The following is an 18,731-nucleotide window of genomic DNA, read 5'->3' as shown; positions in this document are numbered from 1 at the left end:
CAGGACATGGAGCGGAACGACCATGGGTGCGGTCCGAGCACCCGTGCCACATTTCTAGCGTTGAGGTGAAGATGGCGAGTCAATTCTAAATTGCTCGCCCATAATCCACCGCACCAGCAAGCTGTGGGCATCATCAGGCAAACCCAACTGATTCAGTTCCTGAATTGCCGCCGTACGCTGCGGCTCATTCCATCTCGCATTGGCTATCCATCTAAGACTCTCACTCTCCACCTTTGCCCGAAAGTCGGGCAACTCGAAAAAGGGGACCAGCAACATCAGTATTGAACTGCGCACCTCTGGCGGGTCTAGCGAAGATATCTTCCGCCACTTCAAAGGCAAATCCAAAAATATGTCCCAATAAGCTGCCTTAGAGATCTTTATTCTCTGCAACGCAGAGAAATTAGAAACCAGGCAAGGGTGCAAGTCGGCAAGAGCTTCGATGCACCCAGCCTTGACGTCTTCCGAGGGGGATAGTGCCGGGCCTTCGCAAGCAAGGACATTAATAAATCGCAACGCGCTAGAACCGCTCGTCCTTCTACCTATAGCGGTATTGTAATATAGATCATGCACTCCAAGTTCTGCGATTTCTACTTCTGTTGGACGATTAATTGCCCGATCCCAGAATGCTACCCTCTCTGGAAGAGGAATATCGACCAAGGCAGCCCCAAGATGGTCTTGTAGATGGCTAGTGCGATACTCGAGAGTGTCCCAGTGTCGCAATTTCGCCCACAGTAGGGCCGCCGATTCCAACTCTGGTCGAAATACTGCATTCTGCAACGAAGTAACGAAGGCTTTTACCGCTCGATCGCGGTTATCAGGAGATTGCAGTTCCAAAAATTGTTGCAGTGGCAAATCGTTACGCATGATATCGGCAATCTTCAAGTGTCTCCTCTCGCTTACCGGAAGAGCGGATGCAAGTAGAACAGATTCCTCCGCGAGTCGCTTAATTATATTTGCGCCAGGAAAGACCGTTTCGAGGTTTCTGATAGCGAACGATAGATAAATGGCCCGGGTAGCGGCGCTAGATGACCTCTTAGCCTCGTCCACAATCATAGACAAAATGGCGTCAGCCCCGCCCTCATAGTTTCTATCGAGGATCTGGATAGCCAGCTGGGATACTATCTCCCACGTGCCATCATTCACATGGGTGCGTATTTTCTCCCATACAGCCTTCGGCTGTGGGTTCTGCTTTACAAGTTGGCTCGCCGCAAAGAACTCGAGAAAGGTGCGGTGAGTGAAGCCATAGAGCGGCTGAAGCGAGTTACTCCCCACGTCGGTAAGCACCCACGCCCGTCCCGCACAGAAGTCGAGAAATTCGTCCGCCGCTTGGTAGGCTTCATCTTCATCTTCGTACCTGGAGGCCAGTACGGCAGTGACCAAGAACCGGCGGATTTCAGACCGGGGCATTGCCTGGCGGCCTTCTGGATCGGTGAACAATCTCCATGCTAGGCGTTGTACAGCTGGCCTGACTTGAGAGCCAAACCGCATGGATACTTCAATTCCACGGGATCGGTCCCAGGTGTCGAATAGCACTTCCGCGCATTTGTGGTAAATCTCTGGCTTGTTGAGCGGAATAAAACGCTCTGAAGAGTAGAGTGCGCACAAAAGGGAAAGCATTAGGGGATTTTGCAAGAGTTCAGAAACATCCGAACTCTCGTCTAGAAAGGAGTCTCTTAGCTCATCTTGCTGTTGTCGCGTCAGGCTATTGTCAAGATGAAACCACTTATTGACATAGCTTGCGATTTGCTCACGACTGAACCTTTTCACGCCGACAACGGGAAAGAGGTCTTCGTCCAAAGGTGCCTCTGGGTACCCGATAGCCCTTGTAGTAACAATCACTCGTACCAGAGGGTACATATGAGCGAAGGAGTTTACAAGCTGACTGAAGGCGGTGCGATACTGGGCTTCGCCCAGCTCATCTAGTCCATCGATGATCACTACTGCCTGGCCATTCAGCAAGAGGTACTCAATGGAATCACTCGGCGGATCGACATTGAAGGGCTTTCGACAAGAAGCTTCTAGATAATGCGTAAGCGTCCTATGGTCAGTCCTTAGAGAGTGTGTGTGTTCGCGGACAATAAGAACCAGAGGAACTAGGCCCTTAAGACTTTCAATCCGGTCGGATGATATATCGTAGGCAAGTTTCCTTGCGAGCGTGGACTTGCCCGCTCCCGGGTCGCCTACCACGACGAATCTCTGGCACTCATCGATCAGTAGTTTGATCGATGAGTGGGTTTTCTTACCCTCTCCCTCTGTTTCGAGGCTAGGTGGCACATAGAGTCCGGAGTATGGCGCAGACTTCGAGTGAGCTACTACGCTCGGGAGCGCGATCTTCGCGTAAGTACTTTTGACCAATGCTCGAAGCCGGTTCGCGAACGCGTGATGAACGTCGAGTCGATCTATCCGTGTGAGTAGCTCGCTATTTCTCGCAGCCGCGGCCGCCACCTGTGCAGCAATCGCTGCAGAGTAAGCCGATTCGATGCCGCCAGGGATAGCGCTATGGACGGTAAAAATAGAAGTCGTCATCAAGTCGAGTACGGCATCTACAGCCTGAAGAAGGTCTGCCTCAGCAAAAAGCCCCTGATGCTTGAGGGTGAGCCGCACCTGCAAACGTAGATTCGCTATCCAGTCCTCCGGATAGCCGCCGATAGCGCACGTCATAGCTTGAAGCGTGAGATGCGTGTATTGTGGAGATTCAAAAAACTCTTTAAGTCTCCGCAATTGCGGTGCGCTTAGTTGACTTATGAACTCGTTCGTTCCATCGCCGATATTGAGATCTTCAGTCTTGGCAGCCAGGGCCGTCTGCTGCTTCTTTGTGAAAACTTTTTTTCCCGCTATAGGGAGAATCGAGCACACCACTCGTACCGCTGCAATCTCTAGCGCTCCCATAGCGCGCTCTCTTTTGAGGGACGATAGGGCTGTCTCGCCACCTAGCAACCTCTTCACCTAGACAGAAGTGGGCATGTTCGGCATGTCCTGGCATGCTAACCCAGAGACGGCAGAGAGGTCAGGCGAACGGGAAACAGGCAGGTCAGGCCAAGCGTCGCGGACCAACATCCCGCGGTTACGCCTGTTGCACCCTCCCTCCGTCAGTTGCCTCACTGCGGCGCGATCAGCAGCGCTCACGGCATCACCACAGCAGGGTGGCGCTCGTGATCTTCTCCATTACCGGCGGACAGACTGGCCGCTCTCCCCATCTTTTGATCTTGGGGCGGTGGCCCGGGCTATCACGGGGGCGGGAGCCCGCCAGCGGTTACCTGGCGCTAGCCGCGGGGTTTGGCACTCGGGGCAAGGGCCCTGGACCATCTAAGCGCAGTGCGAGACACTCGAAGCATGGCTGAACTGACTATGACCTCAGGTAGATGGGACGAGCTCACCGCACTGCTGCAAGATGAGCAGAGACTTCGCTCTGAGTTTCCCAAGGTGGCCGATTACCTGGACATGGCGCCTGGCCTGGCGGGAACAGGTGACGATCAAGTCGATGCACAGTTCGACCTGCGGTTCGTGCACTACATGACCGGTGGCCACGCCGTGAGCCAGAACCCGTACTGGGACATCGTCGAGCCGTTCGTGATTGAGGAGCACGGTCGACGCGTGGTGAATGGTGGTCGATCGGAAGGAAGTGCCCGACTTGCCTATGCACAGTTGCTCTTGCAGGCGAGTTACGCGTGCGCCATACCCTCACCACAAACTATCGCCTGGGTGGCGAACTTCTGCACAGATAGGCCGATCGTGGAACTTGGTGCCGGACGAGGCTATTGGGCAGCGCAGTTGGCTCGCGCAGGACTGAGCGTTGATGCGTACGATTCGGAACCACCGGACAAGACACGGAACGCTTCATTCCCTAAAGTGGCCGGCCAGGCAGACGTCTGGCACCCCGTCAGGGACCTTACCGAGTTCGCGATTCGTGCCGAGCCAGCGGACTACGTGCTGGTCCTTTGCTGGCCGCCTGGCTGGGGAGACACGATGTCTTCTGAAGCGCTAACTCTGTTCGAGGAGGCCGGGGGCGAGCGCCTGGTCTACATCGGGGAACGCAAGGGCGGAAAGACGGGCAACGATGCCTTCTTCACTGCTCTGTCCGCTCGCTGGAGGCTCGAATCCGTAGACCCACACTTCGTCTCCTGGTGGACAGACGCGGACGTTGCCCAGGGGTGGGTCCGAGCCTGAATCCACACATGGCAAAGGGGGTGCCGGTTACTCGGCACCCCCTTTGCCATTTCCCCTACTTGAGGGGCATGCGGAACACGAACGCTTCGTAGCGATCGCGGGGATATGAGACGTCGGAAATCATGATGACTCGGTCGTCGGCAGAGAGGAATCGCTGGCGAACCGTCTTGACGAGGTCGCCGGGGGGTGTCCGCAGCCAGTCAGCATGCGTAGCCGTCGGCAGTTGATCGGAGAGTGTCTCTTCCAGGAAGGCAGTGTCTGAAGCGTCGGCTACGTCCAGCGGGTGGTAGGTATCCGAGATCGAAATCGGGCGCCCATTCTCAGCCGCCCGGGTGGTGACGTGGTTGATCTCCTGGCCTGCCGGGATGTCGAGAGCCTCCGCGAGTTCCGTCGTGGCGGGGATCTGCCGAACTTCGCGCTCTACCTGGATCTGCTGATCTGACTCGTTCTGGAACGACCGTTCAGCACTCTCCAGCTGGCGCTCGGGAGACACACGGACGAGGTTCGGGCGGTCTGCGACGAAGATGCCTCGCCGTCGGACGGATCGCACAAGCCCTTGGCTCTGGAGTAGTTCGAGGGCTTTCCGAACCACGATGTCCGACACGCCGTTCTGCTGTGCGATCTCGCTGTAGCTCGGCAGCTGTGTGCCTGGGGGGAGGTCCCCACCGCGGATGCGTCGGGCGTACTCGCCAGCGATGCGGACGTAGGCCGGTTCGGTCACTGCGTGATCAACTCCTCGTTCTTCGACTGCACTCATCGAACGTATACGCATCATCGTATGCCCAGGGGTTGTGCGTATACGAAGCTACGTATACGCTGCTGCCCGGTGGCCCGTTCGGTACGGGTGGGTCACTGGCAGTACCCAGAAGTCCCCAACTGAACATGGCGTCGGTGATCGGAGCCCTGGAGTGTCCGGGTTGACGATTCATGAGGTCCCTGGACCGGCACTGATCAGGTGATGCCACCCAACTTGCAGCGCTTGCGCTGCCTGTCCCGTGCGGGACGGCGGCCCGGTCTGGGCCCGTCGGTCTCCGTGCGGGGTGGGGAAGGCAAGCGCCAACTTCTGGAGGGCCCGTCCCATGCGGCACAACGGCAAGCCGGTCATTCTCGCCAGCAAACTGTCTCCGAGCCTGATCAGTGTCTCGGAGCGCAGTTGCGCGCTGGTGGTGTGCTCGGAGTGCGGAACGTGGAAGTCGATTAAGCGGGGGATGGTGACCGCGCATCGCGGTCCGCACGTGCCGGGCGCGGACGCCTGGCCGGCGGAGTTCCGGCCGTCGCCGCCGCGGTGTCCTGGTAGCGGTCAGCGGGTGCGTGTTGACCTGTCGGCCCAGGAGTGGCGGCAGCGGCTCGCGGACGCGAGTCGGGAGGCTGGCCTTCGCCGCGCCACGCGTGTGATCCCGCGGCCGAAGCCGCCCGTTGCGCGGGCCCTGGTCCAGGTCGCCGCCCGCTGACCTCTGGTCTTACTGGTCTCTGTGCAGGCGCTCCGGCCCGATCGGGCCGGAGCGCTTTGTCTTCTGTCCACCTGTGAACGAGAGGAAGCACTGCTCATGGCGATCATCGCCGAAGGTGACCTGACGCGTGCCGGTTATATTGCCGGTCTGCGCCAGCTGGCCGACTTGCTGGAGGCCCAGCCCGACATCCCGCACTACCAGCACGGGCGGCTCAACTTCGCCTTGGACGGCACGGAGACCGAAGCCGCCGAGACCATCGAGCGAACCGCGGCGGCGCTGACCGCTGCGGGGATCGAGTTCAACCGCCGCGACACCGACCATGCCCAGGCGATTGAGTTCGTGCTGGCCGGTGTCGAATACGGGTTCTCCCGGGTGCACGACGCGGCGTGGGCCGTTCACAAGGCCCAGCAGTCCTATGAGGAGAACGTCCAGGTCGCGTTGCCGTGCTGAGTGTGCGGCTAATCGGCCTGCCCGATGACGTCGTGGCCGGGGTCGCCCGGCTGCGCGAGACCTTCGAGGTGATCGAGGTCTCTTCGCCGCGGCCGTGCCGCGGTGAGTCCCTCCGGGTGCGGGTCTATGTGACGGCCCATGCCCCTGTCCCTGATGCCCGGGACGCCCCCACCGCCAAGTAGCGACGCCCCGGGCCCCTCCCAACAGGAAGGAAGTCCCATCATGACGTACCTGCGTCTCCTCCGCCACGTGTCGGACGTGGTGAGGGCCCAGGCCTGCCACTACTGCGGTGGCGCGAAGAAGATCGGCGCCACCAACCGGACGTGCCCGGTGTGCTCGGGCTCCGGCACGTGCCCCGGCGGGCGGTGACCGCGCGATGAGTTCGTGGAACGAGTGCCCCACGTGCGGCACGGCCTACGACACCCCGGCCGATGCCGCGCGCTGCCGGGAGAGCCACTGACATCGGCCCGCTGACACCCGAGTCCGGGCGGCCCCGCCCCGCTGCGAGTGGTTCGCGGCGGGGCGGGGCCGTCTCACCCGGTGCCAGACGCCCGGACACCTCGTCATCCGATCCCCCGCAAGGGGGAGAAGGGAGCGCTGCGCGCGATGACGACCCCCAAGGCGATGCCGGTCGCGGTGACCGGCCTGCGCCGTATCCCGACCGGCCCCACCCACCCCACCGGCGTCATGAGCGGCGTGACGGGCGGGTGTTCCAACTGTGGAAGTGTCCGCAGCGTGCGGGTGCTGCCCGACGGGCGGTTCCGGTGCGGGTGCGGACACCGCTGGACCCCGGCCGCTGGTCACACGAGCCCGCCGACGAGCGGGCATCCCGCCGATGGCGCGCCGTAGCTCGGCGCGGTTCTGGGACCCGTGCGGGGACCGCTACGGCATTCCCACTTATCCGTGGCGGCAGGCGCCGCCGCACCTGGCCACCCGCCGCCAGCTCGCCGCCGCCGGGCTCCGCCCCGGCGGTTATGTGGTGGCGCAAGTGCTGTGGCACCGGTGGCGCGGCCAGGGGGTGGCCTTCCTGTACGACCGGCGATGCGCGCTGCCCAAGCGCGCCCCGAGTCCCGCGCAGCGCGCCGCGCTGGCCAAAGCCCTGGCCGCACGGCGCACCTGCCCGCGGTGCCGCACCGACGTGGGTTACGTGCTGCCCCGGCGGCTGGGCTGCTGCCTGGGTTGCGCCAGTGACTGGGAACGCGACGCCGCGTGACCCCCCGCGCTCCCCGCCCCGTGTTTCCGGGCCCGCCGCCACTGCGGCGGGCCCGCCCCCTTTCCCCTGCCCTTTCTCTGCTTTCCTGCGACTCGATAAGGACGGCTTGCCATGAGCATTGACCTGACCGCCGGCGCCACCAACGCCGCCCCCAAGACCGCCGCCAAGGCCGCGCCGCGGGTGCTGCCCGAGGACGGGATCGTGGATCCGATCGCGATCGAGATCGCCGTGAGCGGTTCACGCCCGGTGGATCTCACCCACACCGAACGGGTGCTGGCCGCGGCCCAGATCCTGGCCGCCGGTGGCGGCGCGAGCACCATCGCGGCCCGGCTGTACGTGTCCGGCAGCACCGCCCGCGCGCTGGCCCACCAGGCGCGCAAGGCCGGGGCCCCCGGCGACGTGCGGGCCGCCTGACTCCGATCCGTCCCACCGTTCCCCACATAGGGAGTTGCCCCCATGTCCGATCCCGTTCCGTTCTTCCCCGCCCCGGCCCCCGGCTCCAGCGGTGCCGATGCCGACGACCTGGCGGCGTTGTGCGATGCCGACCGCCGCCGCACCCGGACCCGTACCGCGGTCGCGGTCGGGTTCGCGTTGATCGGTGCGGCGTTGACCGCGCCGGTCGCCGCGCAGGTCCCGCCCCGCCAGGCCACCACCGCTGTGGTGGTGGCGCTGGCCGTGGTCAAGGTCATCGGCCTGTTCGGCGACGCGTGGCACTGGGTCACCCGCCGCTACGAGCTGGCCAGCGGCACCGGTCCGGGTGTGCGGCGGTGGATCGTGCGGCGCTGGTACGCGCCCGGCTCGCTGGTCTGGTACGACGACTTCGTCAGGGGCACGACGCCGCTGGTGGTGCTGGGCTGGGTGCACGATCCGGCCTGCCACCAGCCGTGGGCGCTGGTCTACGACGGCACCGAACCCGACCCGGCCGCCGGTGTGTGGGGCGCGTACTGGGTGCCGCTGGAGGAACTGTCACCCCGACCCACCGAGCCGCCCGCCCTGCGGGCGCCGCAGGACCTCGGCGAAGCCGAGTTCGGAGACCGCCTGCTCGTGCGGCCTCTCGGCGTCGATCGGGTGGTCGCTCTGGACGTGACCGGCTGGCGCGCCCGGCCCGCCGACGGCAACACCGGCGGTCACCGGTCCGGCGTGTGGGTCATCGAGGCCGGCGACTACGCCGACGAAGGCGAACCCGACCTGTTCATCGAGGTCACCGCCGAGTTCTCCCGCGATGTCGCCGAGTTCATCGTGCGCGCCGTGGGCAACGAGGCCGCCCGGTCCGCCCCCGCCAGCTACCGCTCGGGGTGGATGGCATGAGCCCCCGGCAGATCCTGGCCCGGCTCGGGCTGATCGACATGGTCATGCTCGCCGGTATCGCCGCCGGGGTGGTGTGGCTGGTCCTGACCCACCTCACCGCGATCGACCCGGCCGCCGCGGTGATGCTGGCCGGGCTCGCCGCGCTGGCCGCGTTCAGTGCCCTGCACAAGCGGTTGCGGCACACGCCCGGCCCGCGGCACACCGCCTTAACCGGTTCCCGCGCCCCGTCCGGCGAGCGCACACCGCCCGGTGATCAGACCTCACGCGAGTGAGGCATCCGCGGGGCCCGCGCCCCTGAACGCCCCGCACCGCCCCCGAGCCGCCCCGGCTCCGGGGGCGGTGCGGTGAAAGGAGACCCCTTCCATGAACGCCGCCCCGACATCCCCCGCCCGGGTGAACACCGGCCCCCAACCCGCCGGGACGCGTTCACCCCGCACCCCCGCCCCGTTCACGCCCACCCGCGAGACGTTCACGACCGACCGCGCCCCGTTCACGCCGGACCCCGGCGCGATGAACGGTCCGGTGAACACCGATCAGATCCGTTCAGCCGAGCGTGCGCTGTCGGCGGGAACGTGGCTGATCGTGTTCGGCGCCATGCTCTACTCGGTGCTGACGGTCACCCCGCTGATGCGGGCCCACACCCCCGACCGATGGGACTGGACGGCGCCGATTCTGCCGCTGGTGGTGGACGCCGCCGTGGTGATCGTGGTCCGGCTTGACTCGGTCCTGGCCCGCCTGGGCCAGGACGGCGGCCGGTGGCCCGCCGCGCTGCGTTGGATGACCGGCACCATGACGCTGTCGCTCAACATCGCCGAATCGGCCCTGGACAGGGACATGGTCGGGGTGGCGGTGCACGCGGTGGCGCCGCTGCTGTTGATCGTGACAGCCGAGACCGGGCTGGCCTACAGGCGGGCCATCACCAAAGCGCTGACCGCCCGCGAGCACGCCGCTGCCGAGCGCCTGGAGGCCGAGCGTCAGCGGGCCCGTGAGGAGCGCGAGCGGCAGGCGCAACTGGCCCGTGAGGAACGCGAGCACGAGGCCGCCATGGCGCGCCAGGAGGCCGAGCGCCGCGAGCGCGCCGAGCGCGAGGAACGCCAGCGCGCCGAAGCGGCCGAACGCGAGCGGCGCGGCGAGCGTGAACGCGCCGACCAGGAACGTGAACGCGCCGAGCGTGAACGCCAGCGGCAGCAAGCAGAGGCCGAGCGTCGTGAACGCGAGCGTGAACACGCCCGGCGTGAGGCCGAGCGGCAGCGCGCCGAAGCGGCCGAGCGTGAACGCCGCGCGCTGCTGGCGGCCGGTCCGGCCCCCCACAAGCTGCCCCAGCCCCAAGCCCGCCAGATCGTGGCCGCGGCGTTCGCGGCCGGGCTGTCGGTGCGTGACGCCGCCGAGCGGTGCGGCTGGTCCATCGGCTGGGTCGCCGGCCGCTACCAAGAGCTGCGCGACTCCCCGGCCGATCAGCCCGCCGCCGTCTGACCCGTCCCCCCATCCGTCGCCGCCCCGGGCCGAAGCACATGCCCCGGGGTGGCCCTGCGCATGCCCCCTGTGTCTGTCTCAAATCGAAGGGAACCCATCTCATGGAAGTCGGCAAGTGGATCGTGTTCGCGTTCCTGACCGGTGTGGTCATCGTCGGGTTTAAGACCCGCTCGCTCAAGGGCTGGGAGTTCGCCGCGTCCGGCGCGTTCGTCCTGCTGCTGGACCAGTTGGTGTTCAAGGGCCAGATCTCGTCCTGGCTGGGGAACCTGGGCTCCAACGTCCGGGGCGCGGCCGGGAACGCATCGGCCGGGATGCTGCTGTTCACCCCCGGTGCCTGGCCGCGGGCCCGCCGGTTCGGTGCCCGCATGTGGAAGCACCGCCCTGGCCCGGCAGACCTGGCCATGTACGCCGCTGCGGGCGTGCTCATGCATGTGTGGCTCGGCGCGCCGTGGCTGGTGGTGGCCCTGACCATCACCGGCCTGCCGATCGCCTTCACCGCAATCAGCGCCGCCACCGCGCCCCAGCCCCGCACTAACACCCACACCCCCGCCGCCCGCACTGAGCAGGAGGAAGCGGGAGACGTGCCGGTGTGCCCGGTGTGCGGCGACGCCGCCACCACCTGGGAGACCGGCCACGACATCGGCCATGACGGCGACCCTGACGGCGAGCTCGCCGACCAGCAGGCCGAGCCCGGCGGGGTGGACAGGTGGAGGTGCGCTCAGGGGCACAGGTTCGCCCTCACCCCCGGCGGGCACGTCCGCGGCCTGACGGTGCGGGAGTGATCGCCCATGGTCGATCCGATCATCGGCGGGGCCGTGATGTTCCTGGTCCTGACCGGCGGCACCAAGACCGGCCGGGACGCCGTCCGCAACGCGGGCACCTCCGCTTACAAGGCCACCGGCTGGAAGTCGCCCAGGACCGCGATCGTGCACTACTCCGGCCGCGCAGGGGACAAGACCGGCGCCGCGTTCGCCGCCACCGCCCGCAAGACCCGCAACGCCGCGGTCAAGCTCGCAGAACGCCGCTGGAACAAGCGAGCCACCAGCGACGACCCGCCCGGCGCTACCCCGCCGATCCGGCGCGTCCAGCCCGACCGGCCCGCCCCCGGCGTCGCCGCCCCGGGCCCCGCTGGCCCGCCGCCGGCCTGGGGGAACCCGCCCCAGCCCCAGCCAGGGCCCGCACCTCTGCCAACGCCGGGGCCGGCGGCGGGCTCCGCGCCGGGTGACCCGCACGTTCCTGACCCGTTCTTCGGCTCGGTCGTTCACGACGACGACCTCTACACGCTCAAGCCCCGCAACCCCGCCCCCGGCCCCACCGGCCGCGGCGGGACCGGCGGGCCCACCACCGGCGAGACCGCCGCGACCGCAAGGAGGACCATGACCAGCCGTTCGGGTTTCCGCATCGACCTGGAGAAGCCGACCACCGACGCCGAGTTCCTGGAGACCTGCGTGACCCTGGCCGACGCGCTGCGCTCCTTCTCCAAGCAGGTAGAGGAATGGGCCGCCGACGTGTCCGGGCTCGGCCTGCCCACCCAGGTCACCGCGCCGCTGGACGCCGTCTCCGAAGGCGTCGGAGAGGCCGCCACCGCGGTCAACCGCGCCGCGTCCACCTTCGCCGACCTGTTCGAGGAGCCCCGCGAGATCGCCGCACGCGGGATGAAGTTCACCGGCGAAGACGCCGCCTGACCAGGCGGGGCCGCGCCCCGCTGCGGTCCCGCCCGCTCCCGTCCGTGTTCCTGCTGTGTCTCGCACGGCCCCGGCCACCCGGCCGGGGCCGTGCCCTTTCTCGACCCTGGAGGAGGCTGCCTCGATGGCGCGCCGCACCCGTCAGCCCCGTTCCGCCACCAGCTGGCGGGACGTCGCCCACCGCAACCGCACCAACTCCCGCCGCGGCCCCACCGCCGGAACCGTCGCGCTGACCGCTGTACGTGGCTATGGCCGATGGGTGGCGCGCTCGCCTGACACCCGCGGGCTGGCCAACGCCCTGGCCGTGCTGTATCCGCTCGGCGAGATCGGCCACCAGACCGGCGCCGACCCGCTCATGCTGGGGGCGTTCGCGCCCCCGGCGGCGCTGGCCGCCTGGGTCGGCACCCACAAAAAGCACGCCAGCCACCGCTACTCGGCCACCGTCGCCGCGACCGCCGCCGCGATCCCCGCGTGGCTGGCCACCGCCGCCCAGCTGGGCATCGTCAACCTGCGCACCCTGCTGGCCTACACGATCTCCGCCAGCGTGACGTGGTCGGCCTACACCTGGTCCGACGTGCTGAAACAGCGGCGCGCATGGGCCCGCGAACAACTCAAGTGGGATGAGCTGGCCACCGCCGCCGGGCTGGAAGGCTCCCGCCTGGTCGGCATGGACGACACCCGGCTCGGGGTCCGGTTCCGCGTCGATGTCCGCGCCACCAACAAGCGCGCCAGCCAGCTGGCCGGGAACGGCAAGGGCCTGGCCGAAGACATCGCCGCCCAGATCGGCCTGCCCGCCGAACGGGTCCGCATCACCACCGACGACAAGCACGCCGGCATCATCCGCGTCCTGGTCCAGATGACCGACCCCTGGGAAGGCCCCGTGCTGCACCCGGCGATGCCCGCCCACCCCGACCGCGCCACCGTGCCCGCCTCCCGCGAACAGATCGCCGCCGCCCGGCGCTCGATCAAGGGAACGCCGCTGGTGGTCGGAATGGACCCCGACACCGGCACCGACATGACGGTCACCCTGTTCGACCACGAGGGGGGTCACCACGCGTTCATCGTGGCCCCGACCGGTTCCGGAAAGACCACCCTCTACAACAACCTGATCGAACAGGCCACCACCTGCACCGATGTGCTGGTGTGGGGGATCGACCTGGGCAAGGGCACCATCGGCCGGTTCTGGGGCCCGGCCCTGGACGCCTCCGCTGGTATCGGAGAGGAGAAGAAGGCGCTGGCCATCCTGCGGTGGGCGCGCACGGTGGTCGAGGAACGCTCAAAGGACAGCGGCGGCAAGAACCACATCCCCAGCCCCGAAGAGCCGGTCATCCTGGTGTTCGTCGATGAGCTGGACACCCTCACCGGGATGCACTCGCCGATCGCGTATGAGGCCAAAGAGCACGTCGAGCAGATCTGGCGGCGGGGCCGCTCGGCCGGGGTGGAACTGCTGACCGCCTCACAGCGTGGCGTCCAGCAGTACACCGGGTCCAAGGACCCCAACGCCAACGCCGACTACCGGATCGTGCTGCGGATGAAGCGCGCCAGTGAGATGGGCAACGCCATCGAGGACTGGGAAGGCGCCGGGATGCCCAACATGGCCACCTACGCCCGCGGCGTGAAGGGCGTCGCGCTGGTGGTGGACGGTGAGAACACCTGGACCGCCGGACGCGTCCGCGACCTGTCCGACCTGAACGCCGTCGAAGACCTCGCCAAGCGCCGCGGCGCGCCGGTAGCCACCCTGGAGCCGGCCATCGCCGCCAAGCTGCCCGGCTACGCCGACCGGCACCGCACCCCCGCCCACACCGGTAGCCGGACCGGTGGCGGGACGGGCGGGCACACACCCGGCCACGACGACCCCGGCCCCACCGCTGCCCGGCCCGCTTCCGGCGGGGACGGGTTCGGGGTTGACCCGGGCGACCACGACGCTGTGGACCGGCTCGCCGGTGAGCTGGTGGCCGAAGTGGAGGCCCGGCTGCGCGACATGCCCGAACCGCCCGAACAGGGCATCCCGCTGGCCGACCTGGTCAAGGCCAACCAGTCCATCAAGGTCCCCGACGACGCCGCCCGCACCATCCTGGACCTGCTCACCGAACGCGGCCCGGACGGAGCCCGCCGCGACGAACTGGTGACCGCCCTGGACAAGCCCGAGAGCACCGTCAAAAAGTGGCTGGCCGCCATGCGCAGCCACGACCTGATCACCCGACACGGCAGCACCAAAGCCGCCCGCTACTACCTCCCCGACCACCACCCCGACAACCACACACAGTGACCAAACCGGGGCCGACTTGGTCCACGACTTGGACCACGACTCGGCTCCACCACTTGGCTCCACCGCCCCCTACAGAGGGGGCAACGAGCCAAGAGAGCCAAAACAGCGAGAGCCAAAACCACTCTCACACTCCGTTACCAACCTGCGGGCCCGCACCCCCGAGCGGCACGGCCACACGCCGCACCGCCCGGGGGTGTTTCGCATGCCCGCACTCACCTGGAAGGCACCCGTCCATGCCGCTGTCCGCGCTGCACTCCCTCGCCCCGCTCGCCGCCGACACCGCCCCCCAGGACGACGGCGGCGGGCGCAGGTGGCTGCTGCTGATCCTCGCCGCCGCCGTCTACGGCCTCGGCTACGCGATCTCCATCCGGATCCACCCCTACAAGAACTGCCCCCGCTGCAACGGCTCGGGCCGCCACCGCGGCGCCCTGTTCAGCCACGCCTACCGGGCCTGCGACCGCTGCGGCGGAAAGGGCCGCGAGTACCGCGCCTTCGCCCACCGCCCCTACGCCCAAAACGAGCACAAGCGCCGGGGCCGTCGATGACCCGCCCCCGCACCGGCCTGGACTGGCACTCCGCCGCACATTGGGGCGGCGGCCGCCGCCTCCCATGCGTGCACTGCGGTCGCGGCGCGTTCTGCCGCGACCGCAAGGGCCACCCCTGCCACAAGACGTGCGCAGAGACCGCCATCCGAGACGCCGCCGAACCCGCCTGGAACACGAGCGGCGCCCTAGGGCTGGGTGGTGAAGCCGCATGACCTGCGCGGCCGTGCTGGAAGGATTCGCCGGCGCCGGTGGCCTATCCGAGGGCCTGCGGATGCTCGGCCTGGGCGCCGCGCTGGGATGGGAGGTGAACGGCGACGCGTGCGCCACCGCACGCGCCGCCGGGCACCCCCGAACGCGTGCCGACGTCCGCACTCTCGACCCCGACGCGTTCGCCGACGCCGAAGGCTGGGTGTCCGGTCCGCCGTGCCCGACCTACGCCGACTCCGGTAAGCGCACCGGCCGCGCGGACTACGCCACCGTTCTAGACGCCGTCGAGCGTCTCGCCGACTCGACCGAGCCGCGGCGCACGCTGGACGAGGTCGCCGCCGCGGTCACCGACCCGCGTACCGCGCTGGTCCTGGAGACCCTCGAACTCGCTCTGTCCTTGCCCGGTCTGCGGTGGCTGGTCGCCGAACAGGTGCCCGCCGTGCGAAGGATCTGGCAAGAGTTCGCCGCCGAACTGGCCGCGATGCACCGGTGGGACACCTGCACCGTCCTGACGTTGCGCGCCGACGACTTCGGTGCCGCAACCCGGCGAACCCGCGTGTTCTTGATCGCCACCCGCGGCCACACCCCCGCACTGGACGCCCTGCCCTACCGGGCTCGCTGGGACTGCGACCGGTTCGGGGCCGCTCCGGCCGACCGACCACCGAACCCGATCACGCCGTTCCCGGCTACCACGATGGCCGCCGCCCTGGGGTGGCCGCCCGGCAGGCGCATCAACACCCGCGGCAGCCGCACCACCGCCGGCGGCAACGAGTTCAGCGCGGACGGCCCCGCCGTTTCGCTGACCGGCAACGGCGCCCGAACCTGGTACCGCACCGACCTGGGCAGCGTCGCCGGCCGCTTGTCCGACTCCCAGGCCGGGCTCTTGCAGACCTTCCCGGCCGACTACCCCTGGCACGGATCCCGGTCGTCACGGTTCCAACGCATTGCCGACGCGGTACCGCCGGTGATGGCCGCCGCCGTGCTCGGCGCCGCCACCGGCCGCCCCTGGCATGACGCCGTCTGGGACCGCCTCACCGAGATCTACGGAACGGCCCGCCCGGACGTCTCCCATGCCCGCCTGTGCACCGACCGCCCGGCAACACCGCAACTCGACCTGTTCGCCCTGCCGACGCCGCACGAAAGGACCGCAGCATGACCGAACCCGCCCCGACTCCCGCCCGGTCGCGCGTTCCGCCCCGGCCCGACGCCGCGGCGCTGGCGCGCTACGCGCTGGCCGCCGCCGCGCGCGGCTGGCACGTCTTCCCGCTGGCCCCCCGCGACAAGGAACCGCCCCACGGGGTGCGGTGGACCAAGGTCGCCACCACCGATCCCGAGGTGATCCGGCGTATCTGGGCCCGGCGCCCCTACAACATCGGGATTGCGTGCGGGCCCTCGGGCCTGCTGGTGATCGACCTGGACATGCCCAAGCCCGGCGAGTGCCCGCCACCCCGGTGGGCGGTGCCCGGCGTCAACGAGGGGGCCGACGTGTTCGCCATGGTGTGCGAACAGGCCGGCCAGCCGCTGCCGCTGGAGACCTTCCACGTCCGGACCCGGCGCGGCGGGTCTCACCTGTACTTCACCGCCCCGGACGGGGTCCGGCTGACCAACACCTCCGACGACCGCGGGAACGGGCTGGGGTGGAAGGTCGACACCCGCGGCGACGGCGGATACGTCGTAGGCCCCGGCTCCTTCGTCGACCTGCCGGACGGGACCGGCGCTTATGACCCGATCCACACCCCGGCCCCGGCTCCGCTGCCCGGCTGGCTCGCCGAACGGCTCCGCCCCGCGCCGCTGCCGCCGCAACGCCCGGTCACGGTGCGGGTGGCCACCGGCAACCGCGGCGCCTACCTGAACAAGGCGGTCACCGCCAGCCTGACCGCGATCGCCGACGCGCCCCAGGGACGCCGCAACGCCACCTTGTACGGCGCCGCCGTAGCCCTCGGCCAACTCGTGGCCGGCGGCGCCCTCGACCCCGACGACACCGAGCAACTGCTGACCGCTGCCGCCGAGCGCGCCGGGCTGGCACCCATGCCCGCCCGCCGGACCATCCGGTCCGGGTTCCGCGCCGGCACCCAACGCCCCAGGAGCGTGCCCGCATGACCAACCTGCCGCGACTGCAAGCCGGATCCGGCCCCGAGACCATCCGCGTCCTGAAAGCCGAACTCGCCAGCGGCACCCTGCCCGACACCTACGTCTCGGCAGGGTCCCTGGTCCACATGGAAACCGTGTCAGGCGGGCAGACCTCCCCGGCCGCCGACGAGGACTCGCCCCTTCCGGTGACCGCCAGCCCGGTCACCCCGGCCACCCTGGCGGGTCTACTGGCCGAACACGCCTACGTCTACCGGCTCCGGTCCCGCCGAACCGGCAACGGCGGAACCGAGACGTTCGAAGAGGAGGTCACCCCGCCGCGCGACATCCTGGCCTCAGTGCTGGCCGGTAAGACCTGGCCGGGCCTGGCGCCGCTGCGTGGTGTGATCGGCGCCCCCGTGCTCCGCCGAGACGGCACCCTTCTGCAACGCCCCGGCTACGACGCCGCGACCGGCCTGTATCTGGCGTCGAAAGTGGCGCTGCCGCCCGTCCCGGACCAGCCCACCGCCGAACAGGTCGACACCGCCCGCGACTTCGTCCTGAACCGGTTCCTGCGTGACTTCCCTTGGGCGAGTGCGGCCGACCGGGCGAACTACCTCGCGCTGCTGGTCACCCCGATCCTGCGGCACTTCACCCGGTCCCTGACGCCGTTCGCGCTGATCGACGCGACCATGCCCGCCTCTGGCAAGAGCATCCTGACCGGCGGGCCCGGCATGCTCTACGGCCAGCGCGTCATCCCCTGGGCCTACACCGAGGAAGAACTCCGCAAGTCCATCACCGCGGTGCTGGCCGAACAGGTCGGCGTGGTGGTGTGGGACAACCTCGCCGAAGGCACCGTCATCGACTCGGCCACACTCGCGCTGCTCGTCACCGCCGGCGTCTGGTCCGACCGCCAACTGGGCGCGTCCCGCAACATCGCCACCGTCAACGACCGGCTCTGGATGGCCACCGGCAACAACCTCCAAGTCGGTGGGGACATGGCCTCCCGCACCGTCCGAGTGCACCTGGACCCCAACATGCCGCGGCCCGAGCAGCGCGACCAATCCCGGTTCGGGATCCCGCACCTGGACCAGTGGATCACCGACCCGCGCAACCAGCTCACCGTGCTGTGGCACCTGCTGGTCCTGGTCCTGGACTGGACCGGCGACGGAGCGCCGCGCGCCGACACCGTCTCGATGCGGCAGTTCACCCCGTGGGCCCAAGCCCTCGGCGGGTTCCTGGCCCACCACGGCATCGAGGGGTTCCTGGCCAACGCCGCCGACGTCCGCGGCATCGACGAGGATGAGACCCGCTGGCGCGCGTTCCTGGCCTGCTGGCACGATCTGCACGGCACCGAGCCCATGACCGCCGCCGAGTTGCGCCGCTCCGGCGACCCCGACCGGATCGGCCTGGACGAACACGACCGGTGGGACGGGCAGTTCATCACCACCCACACCGGCCGCCTGCCCAACGCCCTGTCCCTCGGCCGACTGCTCACCGGGCAGGCCGGGCGTTGGCGCGGCGACTACGTCATCCGCTCGGCCAAGCACGACCGGGGCAACCGCAACGTGTTCTGGGTGGAACACCATGAGCAGTGACCCGGCCCGGGACCCGCTGAAACATCCCGGCATCTCGGCATCTCGGCAAACCCGCCACTGAGCTGCGAGGACTCTTGCCGAGATACAGCAACCCGGCAAAGGTCCATCTCGGCATCTAGGCACCGGTTGCCGAGATGACCCCCGGTTGCCGAGATAGCCCAAGCCCGATCATTGCTAACTCGGCACCCATCACCGCAGGTCAGGTCCGCATCTGCCGAGATGCCGAGATGCCGAGATGTTTCAGCCCCTCCCGCATAGCGCAACGGCCGCCCCCACCTACGGGGGGCGGCCGACCCTC

General features: G+C 68.2%; 17 protein-coding genes. 15 read left to right on the top strand and 2 right to left on the bottom strand.

What is annotated here, in order from left to right; translation table 11 throughout:
* Positions 1-54 precede the first annotated feature (54 nt).
* Positions 55-2,889 carry an NACHT domain-containing protein gene (locus BKA00_RS02235; protein WP_185023339.1) on the bottom strand — a complete coding sequence of 945 codons (2,835 nt, stop codon included), beginning with the start codon at positions 2,887-2,889 and terminating at the stop codon, positions 55-57.
* 444 nt (positions 2,890-3,333) lie between these two features.
* Between BKA00_RS02235 and BKA00_RS02230 the strand changes: the two genes are divergently transcribed.
* A complete protein-coding gene (locus BKA00_RS02230) occupies positions 3,334-4,167 on the top strand; it encodes a class I SAM-dependent methyltransferase (protein ID WP_185023338.1) in 834 nt (277 codons plus the stop codon).
* A gap of 55 nt (positions 4,168-4,222) precedes the next feature.
* Here the strand turns inward: BKA00_RS02230 and BKA00_RS02225 are convergent, their stop codons facing one another.
* Positions 4,223-4,888: a GntR family transcriptional regulator gene (locus tag BKA00_RS02225; protein WP_185023337.1), complete on the bottom strand. Its 666-nt coding sequence runs from the start codon at positions 4,886-4,888 to the stop codon at positions 4,223-4,225.
* A gap of 826 nt (positions 4,889-5,714) precedes the next feature.
* Between BKA00_RS02225 and BKA00_RS02220 the strand changes: the two genes are divergently transcribed.
* The 14 genes from BKA00_RS02220 to BKA00_RS02155 all read left to right on the top strand — a co-directional run bounded on the left by BKA00_RS02220 (position 5,715) and on the right by BKA00_RS02155 (position 18,433).
* Positions 5,715-6,068: a hypothetical protein gene (locus tag BKA00_RS02220; RefSeq protein ID WP_185023336.1), complete on the top strand. Its 354-nt coding sequence runs from the start codon at positions 5,715-5,717 to the stop codon at positions 6,066-6,068.
* A gap of 222 nt (positions 6,069-6,290) precedes the next feature.
* Positions 6,291-6,437, top strand: a complete 147-nt coding sequence (locus BKA00_RS02215; protein WP_185023335.1) for a hypothetical protein — start codon at positions 6,291-6,293, stop codon at positions 6,435-6,437.
* A 466-nt stretch (positions 6,438-6,903) separates the two neighbouring features.
* A complete protein-coding gene (locus BKA00_RS02210) occupies positions 6,904-7,281 on the top strand; it encodes an RRQRL motif-containing zinc-binding protein (RefSeq protein WP_185023334.1) in 378 nt (125 codons plus the stop codon).
* Positions 7,282-7,392: 111 nt separating this feature from the next.
* Positions 7,393-7,695: a hypothetical protein gene (locus tag BKA00_RS02205; RefSeq protein WP_185023333.1), complete on the top strand. Its 303-nt coding sequence runs from the start codon at positions 7,393-7,395 to the stop codon at positions 7,693-7,695.
* Positions 7,696-7,737: 42 nt separating this feature from the next.
* Entirely contained in the window at positions 7,738-8,589 is an 852-nt protein-coding gene (locus tag BKA00_RS02200) for a hypothetical protein (RefSeq protein WP_185023332.1), read from the top strand.
* Positions 8,586-8,861 (top strand): hypothetical protein, encoded by a 276-nt coding sequence (locus BKA00_RS02195; protein WP_185023331.1) that lies wholly within the window; start codon positions 8,586-8,588, stop codon positions 8,859-8,861. Before BKA00_RS02200 ends, BKA00_RS02195 begins: the two co-directional genes overlap by 4 nt.
* 250 nt (positions 8,862-9,111) lie before the next feature.
* Positions 9,112-10,062, top strand: coding sequence for a DUF2637 domain-containing protein (locus BKA00_RS02190; RefSeq protein ID WP_185023330.1), 951 nt, complete (start codon positions 9,112-9,114; stop codon positions 10,060-10,062).
* Positions 10,063-10,163: 101 nt separating this feature from the next.
* Complete coding sequence (locus BKA00_RS02185; RefSeq protein ID WP_185023329.1) at positions 10,164-10,844, top strand: hypothetical protein; 681 nt, start codon at positions 10,164-10,166, stop codon at positions 10,842-10,844.
* A 6-nt stretch (positions 10,845-10,850) separates the two neighbouring features.
* Complete coding sequence (locus BKA00_RS02180) at positions 10,851-11,747, top strand: hypothetical protein (protein WP_185023328.1); 897 nt, start codon at positions 10,851-10,853, stop codon at positions 11,745-11,747.
* Between the two features lie 259 nt (positions 11,748-12,006).
* Positions 12,007-14,016 (top strand): FtsK/SpoIIIE domain-containing protein, encoded by a 2,010-nt coding sequence (locus BKA00_RS02175; protein ID WP_185023327.1) that lies wholly within the window; start codon positions 12,007-12,009, stop codon positions 14,014-14,016.
* Between the two features lie 233 nt (positions 14,017-14,249).
* Positions 14,250-14,561: a hypothetical protein gene (locus BKA00_RS02170; protein ID WP_185023326.1), complete on the top strand. Its 312-nt coding sequence runs from the start codon at positions 14,250-14,252 to the stop codon at positions 14,559-14,561.
* Positions 14,562-14,769: 208 nt separating this feature from the next.
* A complete protein-coding gene (locus BKA00_RS02165) occupies positions 14,770-15,924 on the top strand; it encodes a DNA cytosine methyltransferase (protein WP_185023325.1) in 1,155 nt (384 codons plus the stop codon).
* Positions 15,921-16,868 (top strand): bifunctional DNA primase/polymerase, encoded by a 948-nt coding sequence (locus BKA00_RS02160; protein WP_185023324.1) that lies wholly within the window; start codon positions 15,921-15,923, stop codon positions 16,866-16,868. Before BKA00_RS02165 ends, BKA00_RS02160 begins: the two co-directional genes overlap by 4 nt.
* Entirely contained in the window at positions 16,865-18,433 is a 1,569-nt protein-coding gene (locus BKA00_RS02155) for a hypothetical protein (RefSeq protein WP_185023323.1), read from the top strand. The genes BKA00_RS02160 and BKA00_RS02155 overlap by 4 nt, the downstream gene beginning before the upstream one ends.
* Positions 18,434-18,731: the final 298 nt, after the last annotated feature.

This window comes from Actinomadura coerulea (genome assembly GCF_014208105.1).
GTDB classification, from domain to species: domain Bacteria; phylum Actinomycetota; class Actinomycetes; order Streptosporangiales; family Streptosporangiaceae; genus Spirillospora; species Spirillospora coerulea.
This window is presented reverse-complemented; position numbering and strand designations above follow the sequence as displayed.

Bases quoted from the DNA above. Each gene is read 5' to 3' on its own strand.
- BKA00_RS02180 (WP_185023328.1), top strand. From the start codon at position 10,851: ATGGTCGATCCGATCATCGGCGGGGCCGTGATGTTCCTGGTCCTGACC.
- BKA00_RS02155 (WP_185023323.1), top strand. From the start codon at position 16,865: ATGACCAACCTGCCGCGACTGCAAGCCGGATCCGGCCCCGAGACCATC.
- BKA00_RS02170 (WP_185023326.1), top strand. From the start codon at position 14,250: ATGCCGCTGTCCGCGCTGCACTCCCTCGCCCCGCTCGCCGCCGACACC.
- BKA00_RS02230 (WP_185023338.1), top strand. From the start codon at position 3,334: ATGGCTGAACTGACTATGACCTCAGGTAGATGGGACGAGCTCACCGCA.
- BKA00_RS02165 (WP_185023325.1), top strand. From the start codon at position 14,770: ATGACCTGCGCGGCCGTGCTGGAAGGATTCGCCGGCGCCGGTGGCCTA.
- BKA00_RS02220 (WP_185023336.1), top strand. From the start codon at position 5,715: ATGGCGATCATCGCCGAAGGTGACCTGACGCGTGCCGGTTATATTGCC.
- BKA00_RS02160 (WP_185023324.1), top strand. From the start codon at position 15,921: ATGACCGAACCCGCCCCGACTCCCGCCCGGTCGCGCGTTCCGCCCCGG.
- BKA00_RS02210 (WP_185023334.1), top strand. From the start codon at position 6,904: ATGGCGCGCCGTAGCTCGGCGCGGTTCTGGGACCCGTGCGGGGACCGC.
- BKA00_RS02195 (WP_185023331.1), top strand. From the start codon at position 8,586: ATGAGCCCCCGGCAGATCCTGGCCCGGCTCGGGCTGATCGACATGGTC.
- BKA00_RS02205 (WP_185023333.1), top strand. From the start codon at position 7,393: ATGAGCATTGACCTGACCGCCGGCGCCACCAACGCCGCCCCCAAGACC.
- BKA00_RS02215 (WP_185023335.1), top strand. From the start codon at position 6,291: ATGACGTACCTGCGTCTCCTCCGCCACGTGTCGGACGTGGTGAGGGCC.
- BKA00_RS02185 (WP_185023329.1), top strand. From the start codon at position 10,164: ATGGAAGTCGGCAAGTGGATCGTGTTCGCGTTCCTGACCGGTGTGGTC.
- BKA00_RS02200 (WP_185023332.1), top strand. From the start codon at position 7,738: ATGTCCGATCCCGTTCCGTTCTTCCCCGCCCCGGCCCCCGGCTCCAGC.
- BKA00_RS02235 (WP_185023339.1), bottom strand. From the start codon at position 2,889: ATGGGAGCGCTAGAGATTGCAGCGGTACGAGTGGTGTGCTCGATTCTC.